This window comes from Janthinobacterium sp. NKUCC08_JDC, assembly GCF_019345575.1.
GTDB lineage: Bacteria > Pseudomonadota > Gammaproteobacteria > Burkholderiales > Burkholderiaceae_D > Janthinobacterium > Janthinobacterium aestuarii.
This window is the reverse complement of sequence record NZ_JAHKQW010000001.1, coordinates 406,922-420,533: the sequence shown is the minus strand read 5'-3', so window position 1 is coordinate 420,533 and position 13,612 is coordinate 406,922. Positions and strand designations below refer to the sequence as shown.

General features: G+C 65.0%; 14 protein-coding genes. 9 read left to right on the top strand and 5 right to left on the bottom strand.

Annotated elements, in window-relative coordinates; translation table 11 throughout:
- Positions 1-66: 66 nt before the first annotated feature.
- Positions 67-1,236, top strand: coding sequence for a mandelate racemase/muconate lactonizing enzyme family protein (locus tag KO538_RS01995; RefSeq protein ID WP_219327343.1), 1,170 nt, complete (start codon positions 67-69; stop codon positions 1,234-1,236).
- Between the two features lie 3 nt (positions 1,237-1,239).
- On the opposite strand, the gene KO538_RS01990 is transcribed toward KO538_RS01995, so the two are convergent.
- Both KO538_RS01990 and KO538_RS01985 read right to left on the bottom strand, forming a co-directional pair.
- Positions 1,240-1,596, bottom strand: a complete 357-nt coding sequence (locus KO538_RS01990; protein ID WP_219327342.1) for a glyoxalase superfamily protein — start codon at positions 1,594-1,596, stop codon at positions 1,240-1,242.
- Positions 1,597-1,631: 35 nt separating this feature from the next.
- Complete coding sequence (locus tag KO538_RS01985; RefSeq protein WP_219327341.1) at positions 1,632-2,342, bottom strand: hypothetical protein; 711 nt, start codon at positions 2,340-2,342, stop codon at positions 1,632-1,634.
- A gap of 165 nt (positions 2,343-2,507) precedes the next feature.
- Between KO538_RS01985 and KO538_RS01980 the strand changes: the two genes are divergently transcribed.
- The 8 genes from KO538_RS01980 (at position 2,508) to KO538_RS01945 (ending at position 10,455) form a co-directional block, all read left to right on the top strand.
- Positions 2,508-3,566: a DUF4105 domain-containing protein gene (locus KO538_RS01980; protein WP_219327340.1), complete on the top strand. Its 1,059-nt coding sequence runs from the start codon at positions 2,508-2,510 to the stop codon at positions 3,564-3,566.
- An 80-nt stretch (positions 3,567-3,646) separates the two neighbouring features.
- Positions 3,647-4,900, top strand: coding sequence for a DEAD/DEAH box helicase (locus tag KO538_RS01975; RefSeq protein WP_219327339.1), 1,254 nt, complete (start codon positions 3,647-3,649; stop codon positions 4,898-4,900).
- A gap of 81 nt (positions 4,901-4,981) precedes the next feature.
- Complete coding sequence (locus KO538_RS01970; protein ID WP_072452856.1) at positions 4,982-5,446, top strand: hypothetical protein; 465 nt, start codon at positions 4,982-4,984, stop codon at positions 5,444-5,446.
- Positions 5,447-5,593: 147 nt separating this feature from the next.
- Positions 5,594-6,460, top strand: a complete 867-nt coding sequence (locus KO538_RS01965; protein ID WP_051991018.1) for a response regulator — start codon at positions 5,594-5,596, stop codon at positions 6,458-6,460.
- On the top strand, positions 6,457-6,789 hold the full coding sequence (locus KO538_RS01960; protein ID WP_139143313.1) for a hypothetical protein: 333 nt from the start codon (positions 6,457-6,459) through the stop codon (positions 6,787-6,789). Before KO538_RS01965 ends, KO538_RS01960 begins: the two co-directional genes overlap by 4 nt.
- Positions 6,786-7,625: an HDOD domain-containing protein gene (locus KO538_RS01955; RefSeq protein ID WP_219327338.1), complete on the top strand. Its 840-nt coding sequence runs from the start codon at positions 6,786-6,788 to the stop codon at positions 7,623-7,625. The genes KO538_RS01960 and KO538_RS01955 overlap by 4 nt, the downstream gene beginning before the upstream one ends.
- Before the next feature lie 14 nt (positions 7,626-7,639).
- Positions 7,640-9,103, top strand: a complete 1,464-nt coding sequence (locus KO538_RS01950; RefSeq protein WP_219327337.1) for an ATP-binding protein — start codon at positions 7,640-7,642, stop codon at positions 9,101-9,103.
- Positions 9,100-10,455, top strand: a complete 1,356-nt coding sequence (locus KO538_RS01945; protein ID WP_257620126.1) for an HD domain-containing phosphohydrolase — start codon at positions 9,100-9,102, stop codon at positions 10,453-10,455. The genes KO538_RS01950 and KO538_RS01945 overlap by 4 nt, the downstream gene beginning before the upstream one ends.
- A gap of 10 nt (positions 10,456-10,465) precedes the next feature.
- On the opposite strand, the gene KO538_RS01940 is transcribed toward KO538_RS01945, so the two are convergent.
- From KO538_RS01940 to KO538_RS01930, 3 genes are all read right to left on the bottom strand, one after another.
- Positions 10,466-11,794, bottom strand: coding sequence for an ATP-binding protein (locus KO538_RS01940; protein WP_219327336.1), 1,329 nt, complete (start codon positions 11,792-11,794; stop codon positions 10,466-10,468).
- Between the two features lie 97 nt (positions 11,795-11,891).
- Positions 11,892-12,563, bottom strand: coding sequence for a hypothetical protein (locus KO538_RS01935; RefSeq protein WP_070302054.1), 672 nt, complete (start codon positions 12,561-12,563; stop codon positions 11,892-11,894).
- The gene (locus tag KO538_RS01930) at positions 12,560-13,570 is read right to left on the bottom strand and encodes an MlaD family protein (protein ID WP_034749726.1); all 1,011 of its coding nucleotides are present in this window, start codon (positions 13,568-13,570) and stop codon (positions 12,560-12,562) included. Before KO538_RS01930 ends, KO538_RS01935 begins: the two co-directional genes overlap by 4 nt.
- Between the last annotated feature and the right edge of the window lie 42 nt (positions 13,571-13,612).

The following is a 13,612-nucleotide window of genomic DNA, read 5'->3' as shown; positions in this document are numbered from 1 at the left end:
TATCGATTATACGACTGTATATCGCAGTTAAGCTGGCGTCATTGTTTTCACCCACAGGAGACCCGCATGAAAATCGTTGAAATCCGCGAAAAGACCATTCCCATCTCTTCCCCCATCCGCAACGCCTACATCGATTTCAGCAAGATGACCCTGAGCCTGGTAGCCGTCGTCACGGACGTGATACGCGACGGCAAGCCCGTCGTCGGCTACGGCTTCAATTCGAACGGCCGCTACGGCCAGGGCATGCTGATGCGCGAGCGCTTCATTCCCCGCATCCTCGACGCCGATCCTGCCTCGCTCGTCACGGATGACGGCAGCAACCTTGATCCGCACAAGGTGTGGGATTGCATGTATACAAATGAAAAGCCGGGCGGCCATGGCGAGCGTTCGGTGGCCATCGGCACCATCGACATGGCCATCTGGGACGCCGTGGCGAAGATCGAGAACAAGCCCTTGTTCCAGCTGCTGGCCGAGCGCCACGGCACGGGCGTGCCCGATAAAAAAGTCTTCGTGTATGCGGCGGGCGGTTATTACTACCCGGGCCAGAGCTTGAGTGCCCTGCAGGACGAGATGCGCAGCTATATCGACCGCGGCTACACGGTGGTCAAGAAGAAGATCGGCGGCGCTTCGCTCGATGACGACTTGCGCCGCATCGACGCCATCATGGAAGTGCTGCAGGATGGGCAAAAGCTGTGCGTGGATGCGAACGGCCGCTTCGACCTCGATACGTCGATCGCCTACGCCAAGGCGCTGCGCCAGTACGATCTGTTCTGGTATGAAGAGGCGGGCGACCCGCTCGATTTCGAGCTGCAATCGACCTTGCGCAGCTATTACGACAAGCCGATGGCGACGGGCGAAAACCTGTTTTCCATGCAGGATGCGCGCAACCTGATCCGCTATGGCGGCATGCGCGCCGACCGCGACTGGCTGCAGTTCGATTGCGCCCTCAGCTACGGCCTCGTGGAATACCTGCGCACGCTGGACATGCTGCACCAGCACGGCTGGTCGCGCAGCCGCTGCATCCCGCACGGCGGCCATCAGATGTCCCTGAATATCGCGGCCGGGCTGGGCCTGGGCGGCAATGAATCGTATCCCGATCTGTTCCAGCCCTTCGGCGGTTTTCCCGACGGCGTCAAGGTCGAAAACGGCCACATCACCATGCCGGACCTGGTTGGCATCGGCTTCGAGGGCAAGGCGAACCTGTATGCGGAAATGCGTGCGCTGAGCGGGCAGTAAGCGTTATTCGCCGCGCTGCCAGAAGCGCAGCCGGTTGCCGAACGGGTCGGCCACTTCCAGAATGCGGCCCCAGTCCTCGTCGCGGATGCCAGGTCGCGCATACGGATAATCCCTGTCGCGCAATTCTGCGTGCAGGGCGGCGATATCGTCGACGGGGATCAAGAGCGCCGCGCCCGGCGTGGCGTCGCCGTGGTGTTCGGACAGGTGCAGCACCAGATCGCCGCGCGTCACCTGCAGGTACAGCGGCGCCGTTGGCTCGAAGCGATGTTCCCAGTCCAGGGTAAAACCGAGAAAGCCGAGGTAGAACTCGCGTGCTTTTTCTTCTGAAAAGCTGCGCAGGATGGGGATGGGGGCATGCATGGAGGTGCTTTCAGCAAAGTGGCGATGCCTTCATTCTAGCCGCAGGCCAGCGCCTGGCGTTTCACATGCGCGGTGGCGCTGGTCTTCTCCCAGCGGAACAGCCACATGATGGCAAGCTTGGTCGTGGCGCTCACGCTGGCCAGCAGCAGCAAGGGCCAGCCCGTCGACAGGCCCATGACGCAGGCAAAGAAGATGGTGCTGGCATCCATTGCCAGGATGAACTGGCTCATTTTCAGGGACACGGCGCCCGTCCTGCCCGAGCGCCAGATCAGGCGGATCTGGTGCGCATAGCCCTGCGCCAGCAGCACGGTGACGGCGACGATCAGGCTTTGCGAGATCACGCGCTTTTCATCGGTGAAGGTGGGGCCGAAGGCCAGCCCCGCCACACCCGCGCCCAGCAGCAGCGCGCAGGCCAGCAGCGCATTGCGCGATGCCCGGCTGCGGCGGTCGCGGTCGATTTCATACAGGATGCCCAGCGCGATCAGCGAGGCGATCAAACGGGGCCAGACGATGTAGTGGTTGAATGGCGTGATCGAATAGCCGTACACGAAGAACGCGCAATACGCGAGGAAGCTGACGGTGAACTGGTTGATGGACAGGATGTCCGTCGTCTTGCCGGCGCCGATGTGGGCATCGCGCTTGCGCTGCCAGATTTTTTGCAGCTGCGACCACAAGCCAAACAGGCTGACGACGATGAAAAGGGAATTGAGGCTGCCGGCGAGGGCGTACAGTGAACTCGATTGCAAGGTGTCTCCGTGGATGGCAAGGCAGGGCGCCTTGTCTATACATTTCATTTGTGCAGAATGTTCTCATGAAGTAAATTGCCATGCAAGCAATATTATATGCTCGGATGACTTTGCCCATGCTTGCCTGAACTCACCTATTCCTGTGCTTGCCCCTATAATCACGGCATGACTTTATTATCACATCAAGCCCGCTCCGTGCTGGCCAGCATAGGCAAAATGGCCGTTTCCCTGATTATCCTGTTGACTGCATTGTGGGGCGCGCTGGCGCTGTGGTACCAGCTATCCGGCGGCACGGCGGCGCAAGGCATCGGCGCCTTGCTGTGGGCTGCGCTGGGCGTGGCCAGCATCGCGCTGTGGTGGATGCGCGGCGACATGCGCGTGTTGCTACCGTATGCGGCCGGTTTTATCCTGCTGCTCGTGTGGTGGAGTTTCATCACGCCGAAGCAGGAAAGGGTGTGGGCCGACGACGTGGCGCGCAACGTCACGGGTACGGTCAAGGGCAATCTCGTCACCCTGGACAATGTGCGCAATTTCGACTGGCGCAGCGATGACGACTACACGGTCAAGTGGGAGCAGCGCAGCTACGACCTCGACGAACTGCGCACGGTGGATACGGCGCTGTCGTACTGGACGGGACCCTACATCGCGCATACGCTGATCTCGTTCGGCTTTGCGGACGGGCGCTTTTTGACGTTCTCCATCGAGATCCGCAAGGAGAAGGGCGAGAGCTTTTCCGCCATCGGCGGCTTTTTCAAGCATTTCGAGATGAGCCTGATCGCCGCCGACGAGCGCGACATCCTGCGCGTGCGCACGAATGCGCGCGGCGAGGACATGCATCTGTACCGCGTGATGATGCCCAAAGCGGCCATGCGCTCGCTGTTCCTCGCCTACCTGGACGAGGCGCAATCGCTGAAGGCCAAGCCGCAGTTCTACAATACCCTGACGGCCAACTGCACCACCATCGTCTTCGAGATGGTGCGCCGCATCGTGCCGGGCCTGCCGCTCGACTACCGGCTGATGGCCTCGGGCTACCTGGACCGCTACCTGTTCGACGTGCAGGGCCTGGTGCCCGGCCAGACCTTCCAGCAGCTGCGCGATGGGGGCCACGTCACGGCGCGCGCGCGGGCGGCCAACGACGACGCGGATTTTTCGCACACGATCCGCCGCGGCATGCCGGGCTACGATGAAGCGGGTTATCCGAAGCTGCAAATGCCCAAGCAATAGCTGTCTGCCTTATACTGTCGCCATATCCGACCGGCCGCCTTTCGCGGCCGGTCTCACTTTACGAATAAAGAAGGCCCGCTATGCCATTTTCCTCACTGGGTCTGATTCCCGCCCTGGTCCGCGCCGTTGACAAGGCCGGCTATGCCGCGCCGACGGCCATCCAGGCGGCCGCCATTCCCGCCATCCTGCGCGGCAGCGACGTGCTGGGCGCGGCCCAGACGGGTTCCGGCAAGACGGCCGCCTACGCGCTGCCGCTGCTGCAGGCGCTGATGGCGCCCGTTTCCGGTCCGCGCCAGGTGCGCGCGCTGATCCTCGTGCCCACGCGCGAGCTGGCGGCGCAGGTGGGGCAGACCGTGCACGCGCTGGCCAAGCCGTTGCCGATCAAACTGAAGATTTCCGTGCTGTTCGGCGGCGTGTCGATCAATCCGCAGATGATGGACTTGCGTGGCGGCGCCGATATCGTCGTCGCCACGCCGGGCCGTTTGCTCGATCTGGTACGCCAGAACGCCGTGAAACTGGGCGGCGTGTCGCTGTGCGTGCTCGACGAGGCCGACCGTTTGCTCGACATGGGTTTCAGCGAGGAGATCAACGCTATCCTCGCGCTGCTGCCCAAGCAGCGGCAAAACCTGTTCTTCTCGGCCACCTTCCCCGACAGCGTGCAGGCGCTGGCCGACAGCCTGCTCAAGGAGCCCGTGCGCATCGAGGTGGCGTCCGAACCGCAGGACAAGCCCGACATCGTGCAGCGCGCCATCACGGTCGACGTGCCGCGCCGCACGCAGCTGCTGCGCTACCTGATCCTGCAGCAGCAGTGGGAGCGCGTGCTGGTGTTCGTCGCCACCAAGTACGCGGCCGAGCACGTGGCCGACAAGCTGCAGCGCGCGGGCCTGCACGTGGGCGCCTTCCATGGTGAATTCAGCCAGGGCACGCGCAGCCAGCTGCTGGCCGATTTCAAGGCCTGCCGTTTGCAGGTGCTGGTGGCCACCGACGTGGCGGCGCGCGGCATCGACATCGCCGGCTTGCCGGCCGTCGTCAACTATGACTTGCCCCGTTCGGCCGTCGACTACACGCACCGCATCGGCCGCACGGGCCGCGCCGGCGAAAGCGGCACGGCCATCAGCTTCGTGACGGCCGACACGGAAGCGCATTTCCGCCTGATCGAAAACCGCAACGACTTGCGCATCGTGCGCGAAGTGGTGGCCGGTTTTGAGCCGACGGAATTGCCCGCGCCCGTGAATCCCGTTACGGACACGGTGAACGGCGGCGTGAAGGGCGCGCGCAAGAGCAAGAAGGACAAATTGCGCGAAGCGGCTGCCAAGGCGGCCGAGGGCAATTAAATTCCCCTTATGTGCGCTAGCCGCTTGAACGGCTGGCCGTCCCGCTTTAAGATGATGTTTCTATAAAGCAAGGGGACGGCAATGCACATGATATTCATCACGCGCGCGGGCGCTCTGGCTTGCGCGCTGGCGCTGGCCGGTTGCGCCGGCTTGGGCGGAAACAATGGCACAGCCGGCATGCAGATGCCGGGCAAGACGCCTGCCGATGCCGCCGTGGCCGCCACCTGGTACAACCCGCCCAGCGAATTTCCCGGCATTTGCCTGACCCAGTTCAAGGATGGCAGCCTGCGTTTCGATGGCGGTTTCGCCTTTTTCAACCCGGGCCGCTGGGCGTACGATGGCGCCGCGTCCGAACTGCGTTTGCAACTGGCGCCGACGCCATCGCTGGAACTGTCGCACGCGCAAATCGTCCAACATATGAACCTGTTGCGCATTGAGGCGGACAAGAGCACGCTGGTGTATGGCGTGAACGCCGATACCAAGGCCATCGGCCTGGGCGGCTTTGTGTTTTACCGCGACACGCCTTGTCCGGCGCGGCGCGGATAAGTGCCGGATTAGTGTCATACGGGAATATTTAGTCGTATAATTTCAACGCAAGCTGGCTGCCGCGCAAGACTCGCAAGACTGTCACGTGCGGCAGATTCCCCCTCCAGGCAAGCTCCGATTTCGCCATGGCGATGAGAGGATGGTCCGATGGATGTGCACGACGAGCATGGCATGCCGGGTACTGCGGCGCTGGCGGTGGATGCCGGGCAGCAGGCCGTGGCCCCGCCGCGCACCTTGCTGCTGGTCGATGACGAGCCGAATATCCTCGCTTCCCTCAAGCGGCTGCTGCGGCGCGATGGCTACCATATCCTGACGGCCAACGGCGGCCAGGAAGGGCTGGACGTATTGGCCAGCCATACGGTCGACGTGATCGTGTCGGATCAGCGCATGCCCGGCATGCTGGGCGCCGACTTCCTGCGCAAGGCCAAGCTGCTGTGTCCGCAAACCATACGCATCATGCTGTCGGGCTATACGGAATTGCAAGCCGTCACGGACGCCGTCAACGAGGGCGCCATTTTCAAATTCCTCACCAAACCCTGGGAAGACCATCAGCTGCGCGAGCATATCGCCGAAGCCTTCCGCCTGAAGGGTATCGACGACGACAATGTGCGCCTCAATGCGCAGCTGCGCGAGGCCAACCAGGCGCTGGCGGCGGCCAATGCCGCCATGCAGGCGCTGGTGCGCCAGCAGCAGCATCAGATCAGCCGCGACGAAGTCAGCCTCGGCATCGCGCGCGAATTGCTGCAATTTTTGCCGCTGCCCGTGATCGGGCTCGATGAGGACGGCATGATCGCCTTCATCAACGCGGCGGCGGCCAATTTGTTCGAACGGGGCGCGGCCCTGCTGGGCAACGAGGCGGCGATCGTCTTGCCGCAGCTGTTCGACGGGCAGGGCGCGCCCCGCCTGGCCGCCATCGATGGCCAGCCGTATGCCGTGGCCGTCCATCCGATGGGCCTGCATTCGCGCTCGCGCGGCAGCCTCGTCACCTTGAGCCGCCATGGGGAGGGCACATGAGTGAAGGCGGACGCGAGATTTCCATGGAACAGGCGCAGGAAGGCATGGTGCTGGCGCAAGCGCTGAGCGATGCCAGCGGCACCGTGCTGCTGGCCCAGGGCGCCACCCTGACGGCGGCGAACCTGACCGCCTTGCGCCGGCGCAATGTGGAACGCTGCCGCGTCGTCATGGACGAGGCGGTCGACCCCGCCGCGCAGGCGCACGCCGAGCAGGAACGCTTGCGCCGCCTGGAACGGCTGGCCGTGCTGTTCCGCGCCACGCCGCCCGATTCCGCCGGGGCCGAACTGCTGGCACTGCTGCAGCGCTACCGGCAAGGGAGCGCCACATGACACGGCTCAGTTTTGAACATATCATCCGTCAGATACAGGAACTGCCTTCGCTGCCCGTGGTGGTGCTGGAGCTGCTGTCGAGCATGGACCAGGACGACACGGACGTGCACGTGCTGGCACAAAAGATCGAGCTGGACCAAGGCCTGGCGGCAAAGACCCTGCGCATCGCCAACTCCTCGTTCTACGGCATGCAATCGAAGGTCACCAGCATCCCGCAAGCCGTTTCCGTGCTGGGCTTTCACAGCATCCGTACCGTCGTCACGGCTTGCGCCCTGACGGGCAGCTTCGCGCCCGTCAGCGGCGGCTTCGATTTCCAGGCGTTCTGGCGCCACTCGCTGGCCACGGCGATCGCCGCGCGCCTGCTGGCGCCGCACTTGCGCGTCAATCCCGAAACGGCGTTCACGGCCGGCTTGCTGCACGACCTGGGCACCCTGGTGCTGGTGACGCGCTTCCCGGCCGAGCATGCGCTCGTGCGCAGCTACCGCCAGGCGCATGACTGCCAGATGGCCGATGCGGAACTGGCCGTCATCGGCATCGATCACGCGCAGGTGGGCCGCGCCCTGGCCGCCTACTGGAAGTTCCCCGAGGCGATACAGCAGGCGGTGGCCGACCACCACAGCATCGACAGGCTGGAAGCGGGCGGCCTGCCGCTGGCCGTGCACCTGGCCAATGCCGTCGCCCTGGCGCTCGACCTGGCCGGCGTCGACGATGCGCTGGTGCCGCCCCTGTCGCCCGCGGGCTGGCGCAGCGTCGCGCTGGACGAGCCGGCCTGGCTGGCGCTGCTGGGGCAAACGGAACACACCTTCGATGAAATGTCGCGGATCATGCTGGCATGAACAAGAAAGAGGCCATGGAAACAGACGCAGGGCAGGCGCTGCCCGCCACGCCGGAACGCCGCCAAGGCGACACCATCGCGCTGTCGGCCTTTTTCGACGGCCATCCCGTGGCCACTTTCGCCATCGACACGGAGCACGTGGTGACGCACTGGAACAGCGCCTGCGAACAGCTGCTGGGCTTTACGGCCGCCGAGATGGTTGGCACGCGCGACCACTGGAAGGCGTTTTATCGGCAGCCGCGCGCCTGCCTGGCCGACCTGCTGGTGGCCGACGACATCGCGCTCGGTGAAAATGACCGCTACCTTGGCAAGCTGAAGCGCTCTTCCGTGATCCCAGGCGCCTTTGAGGCCGAGGATTTCTTTCCCGATATCGGCCCCGACGGCCACTGGCTGCATTTCACGGCGGCGCCCCTGCGCGACCGCCAGGGCCGGCTGGTGGGCGCCATTGAAACCCTGCGCGACGTGAGCGAGCGGCGCCTGGCGGAACTGGCGCTGCGCAAGGCGCACGACAACCTGGAACACCTGGTGGCCGAGCGCACGGCCCAGCTGGCCGAAATGAACGAACGCCTGGCCGACGATATCCGCCAGCGCCAGATCGCCGACCTGGAATTGCGCGAGCGTAACCTGGCCCTGACGGAATTGAACAGCAAGCTGTCGCTGGCCCAGCAAAAGCTGCTGCAGTCGGAAAAACTGGCCTCGATCGGCCAGCTGGCCGCCGGCGTGGCGCACGAGATCAACAATCCCATCGGCTATGTGTTTTCCAATGTCGGCACCCTGGAAGGCTATCTGGATGACCTGTTCAGCATGCTCGACGCCTATGAGGAAGCCGAGCCGGCCGTCGCCGACGCCGTGGTGGCGGCGCGCCTGCGGGCGCTGCGCGAACAGATCGACCTGGACTTCCTGCGTACCGACATTCCCATGCTGATGGGCGAGTCGAAGGAAGGCATTTCGCGCGTGCGCCGCATCGTGCAGGACCTAAAGGATTTTTCGCGCACGGATGCGCACCAGGAGTGGGTCTGGGCCGACCTGCGCCAGGGCATCGATACCACGCTCAATATCGTGAATAACGAGGTCAAGTACAAGGCCGACGTGGTGCGCGAGTATGGCGACATTCCTGACATCGAATGCCAGCCTTCCGAGCTGAACCAGGTGATCATGAACCTGGTCGTCAACGCCGCTCACGCCATGAACGAGGAGCGCGGACGCATCACCCTGCGCACGGGCAGCGACAACGCGACGGAAGTGTGGATCGAGGTCGAGGACACGGGCGGCGGCATCGCGCCCGAACACCTGTCGCGCATCTTCGATCCGTTCTTTACCACCAAGGCCGTCGGCAAGGGCACGGGGCTGGGCCTGTCGCTGGCCTACACGACGGTACAAAAGCATCACGGCCGCATCGACGTGCGCAGCATCATCGGCAGCGGCACCACCTTCCGCATCACTTTGCCCGTGCGCCAGGCGCAGGCCGTCGCACCATGACCGAACAGGACAGCATGAGCATGAGCATGAGCATCAGTACCAGCGCCAGCACCGCGGCCACGCCGCCCACCATCCTGTGCGTCGACGACGAACCGAATATCCTGTCGTCGCTGCGGCGGCTGTTCCGTCCGCACGGCTACCGCGTGCTGACGGCCGATGGCGGCGCGGCCGGCCTGGCCCTGCTCGAGAGCGAGACGGTGGACCTGGTCATCTCCGACATGCGCATGCCGCACATGGATGGCGCGCAATTCCTGGCCCAGGTGCGCCAGCGCTGGCCCGGCACCATACGCTTGCTGCTGACCGGCTATGCCGACATCCAGTCCATCCTCGACGCCATCAACCAGGGCGAGATCTACCGCTACGTGACCAAGCCCTGGGACGAGAACGATATCGTGCTGGTGGTGCGCCACGCGCTGGAACGGCGCGCGCTGGAGCAGGAAAAACTGCGCCTCGAAGCGCTGACGGCCAGCCAGAACGTGGAGCTGCAGGCGCTCAACGCCAGCCTGGAAGCGAAGGTGGCCACGCGCACGCAGCAGCTGAAACAGTCGCACGACGAGGTGCAGGCGGCCAATGAACGCCTGAAGGCGACGTTCGTGACGACCATCAAGGTGTTTTCCAACCTGATCGAAATGCGCGGCGGCAAGCTGGCCGGCCATGCGCGCAGGGTGGCGGAGCTGGCGCGCAAGCTGGCGCAGGCGCTGGGTCTGGAAGGGCAGGAAGCGCGCGACGTGTTCATCGCGGCCTTGCTCAAGGATATCGGCAAGCTCAGCTTGAGCGACGACGTGCTGGAACTGCCGGCCAGCGCCTGGACGGGCGAGCAGCTGGCCGCCTTCCGCAAGCATCCGCTGCGCGCCGAACAGTTATTGATGGCGCTCGACGAGCTGCGGGCCGTCTCCGTGATCCTGCGCTCGCAGCTCGAGCGCTTCGACGGCGGCGGCTTCCCCGATGGCCTGGTGGGCCTGGCCATTCCGATGGGCGCGCGCATCCTGGCGCTGGCGTCGGACTACGATGGCTTGCAGATCGGCGCCATGGTGCAGCGCAGCCTGCGCGCCGAGGAAGCGCGCACCCTGATCTACGACAGCGTCGGCAAGCGCTACGACCCGGCCGTCGTGGCCGCTTTCCGCAGCATCATGGACGAAACGGAGCCGCCGGCGCGCGACCTGACCGTGCTGTCGGGCCAGCTGGAGCCGGGCATGGTGCTGTCGCGCGACCTGATCAGCCGCGATGGCCTGATGCTGCTGGCGGCCGAACACGTGCTGACGGCCCGCGTGATTTCCCAGCTGCTCGATTTCGAAGGCAAGAATGGCGGGCGCCTGAGCATCCGCGTGTACGCGCCCGTGAAGGAAGGCTAGGGCGGGAAGGCTAGGGCGCTGGCGGGGCCGCCGGCGGCGTGACGGGCAGGTGCACGGTAAAGCGCGTGCCACGGCCCACTTCCGAGGCCACCTCGATGCGTCCGCCGTGCTTGTTGACGATGCCGTACGACAGCGACAGGCCCAGGCCCGTGCCGCTGCCCACGGCCTTGGTGGTGAAGAACGGTTCGAAGATGCGGTTCAGGTGCTCGGGCGCGATCCCGGCGCCCGTGTCACCGATCTCCACCCACACCCAATCGCCGGCGTGGCCCGTGCGGATGCTGATCACGCCATCGCTGCTGATGGCCTGGCCCGCGTTGACAAGCAGGTTCATGAACACCTGGTTCAGCTGCGAGGCCAGGCACAGTATCTGCGGCAGCTCGCCGTAGTGCTTCTCGATGCGCGCCTTGTATTTCAATTCGTTGGCGACGATATTCAGGGTGCTGTCCAGGCCCGCGTGCAGGCTGGCCACTTGCCAGTCCGTCTCGCCCACATGGGAAAAATCCTTCAGCGCCTGCACGATGTCGCGCACGCGTTTGAGGCCATCCATCGATTCGCGCACCAGGTCCACCATGTCGTCCTGCAGGAAGGCTAGGTCGGCCTGGTCGCGCACCTGGGCCACGCGCGCGGCCAGGGCCGGGCCATCTAGCGTGTCGCGCATCGCCGCCTCATACTGGCCGATCACGCCGAACAGGGTACCGACATAGCCTTGCAGCGAACTCATGTTGGAGTTGACGAAGCCGATCGGGTTATTGATTTCATGCGCGATACCGGCCGCCAGCTGGCCGATGGACGCCATTTTTTCCGATTGCAGCAGCTGGTCGTGCGCTTCCTGCAACTTGCTGATCAGTAGTTGCTGCTCTTCGCCGCGCGCCTGCAGCATCGCTTCCATGTGCTTGCGTTCCGTGATGTCGGTCAGCGAGCCGATCACTTCGAACGGCACGCCGTGTTCGTCGCGCACGAGGCGCAGGCTGTCGTGCATCCACAGGTAGCTGCCGTCGTGCACGCGGAAGCGGTATTCATAGGCGCGCGCGCCTTCGACGAAGATCTGCGCCAGGCTGGAAAAAATGCCGGGCGCATCGTCGGGGTGGATGTGGTCGAACCAGAAGTTGGGGTCGGCCACCATCTCCTCGGGCTGGTAGCCCAGTACATTGAGGGCATTGTTGCTGACGAACGTCATCTTGAAGTCGCCGCTGGGCACGGTGCAATAGATGATGGAGGGTGTATTGTCGAGCAGGTATTGCAGGCGCACGGCCGTGGCGGCCGGTGCGTCGGCGTCAGGCGCCTCACCGGCATGCCGTCCGGTATCGGGAGTGGAAAGGTCGAAATCCTCGAACTGCATTGTCACACCTCGCGGCCTGCACGGCATAGCTGTCATCCTGGCTGAATTATGCCTGACTATGCCTGATTCTGCCTGCCTTGGGCCGTCATCGGTGTGCTCAAGGGGCCAGTGGCTGCTCGACGATCGCCATGCGCCGCGCGATGCGCTGCGCCGCTTGCGCATCGCCCGCCTGTTCGGCGCGCAGGCGCTGCACGCCCAGCCATGCCAGCAGCGGACGGCGCCAGCCCTGGTCCGAGGCGGTGGCCACGGCCGTGTCGAGCAACTCCGGCGTGGCGCGGCCCGAGCGCAGCAGCACGCCGGCCGCCACCAGCTGCGACAGCGGGTCCTTGATGGCGGCCACGGCGCTGGCGGCGGCCGTATCCGAGCTGGCGCTGGCGGCCGCGCGCTGCGCTTCCGGCAGCAGGGCGGCGTCGGCCGCCTGCGCCTTGCCTGCGAGGTAGGCGGCATACGCGCGGTCGGCGTCTGTCGCGTCGGCTTGCAGAGCATCAAAGCCGGCGCAGTCCTCGAAGGCCAGACTGGCCACGCGCGCGGCGCAGCGCAGCAGTTCGATGCGCGCCACGAGTTCGAGCTTGCCCGTGCCGGCGACCTGGCTGCGGGCGCGCCGGAATTCCGTCTGCTCGACCAGGGCGTTGCCATTCAAATATGCGGCTTGAAACCGTTCGACGGAACTTTGCGCATTCATTTTCCAGTCCGGCACGGGCGGGCCGCTGGAGCAGGCGGCGAGCGTGGTCAGGGCCAGTGCGGACAAGGTGGCGTTGAGTTTTCTCATGGCAGTTTGATCTCCGGATTGCGCTTGAACGGCCATTTGCGGTTGATTTCATTGACCAGCTGCTCGACCTTGCGCAGATTGCTTTCCACATCGGCGCGCAGCGGGCCCAGGTCGGCTGTGGCCGCCTTGGCGTTGGCGCCCACGGCTTGCGCTTCGACCAGCACGGCATCGACTTTTTTCAGGCTGTTGCGCGTGTCGGCCAGCAGGGCGTTCAGCTGCACGATGGTCGCCTGCGCATCCGTCATCACGCCCTTGTCGCCAAAGACGCGCGTATCGGCATTGGCCACCAGGCCATCCGTGCGGCGCGCCAGCTGGTCCGCCGTGATCAGCAGGGCGTTGGCCCGTTCGATCAGCAGGCGCGACTGTTTGTCGTCGCCCGTCAGCAAGCCCATGGCGCCGCCCGGACCGCTGAGCTTGCCGGTGACGGCCTGCACGTTGCGCATGGTGCCGTCGAGTGCGGAATCGGTGCCCGTCAGGTTGCCCAGGTTGTTCAGCAAGTCCTTGGCGGCGGCCAGCAGGCGGGGGATTTCCGCCGCCATGTCGCCCACCAGCAAGTCGCGCGTGGCGTCGTCGGGCAGCGGCGGGTCCGTCAGGATGCCGCTGTAGGCGCGCAGCTTGGCGCCGCCGACGATGCCCCGTTCCAGGGTGAAGATGGAGCTGGTGCGCAGCCAGTGCGCGTCTTTGCGCGGCACGTCGATGATGACGCGCGCGCGGCCGTCCGGCGCCAGCTCGATGCGCTGCACGCGGCCGATGGGAAAGCCGGAAAAGGTCAGGTCGGCGCCCACGCCGACGCCGTCGGAATCGTCGGCCGTCAGCACCAGGGTCTGGGTGGCTTCGAAGGCGCCGCGCGCATACATCAGGTAGACGACGGAGCCGACCACCAGCACGAACATGAAGACGAGCAGGATGGCCGCCTTCAGTTCGGCGTGGCGCACGGGCGGCGGGGCGGGCAGCACAGCGTCGGGCGCCGTGACGTCGGTCTGGTCGGGATTTTGAGGTTGGCTCATGGCTTCTGGCTCTGGTATGGGTGGTTCAAGGTTAGCTGGGCG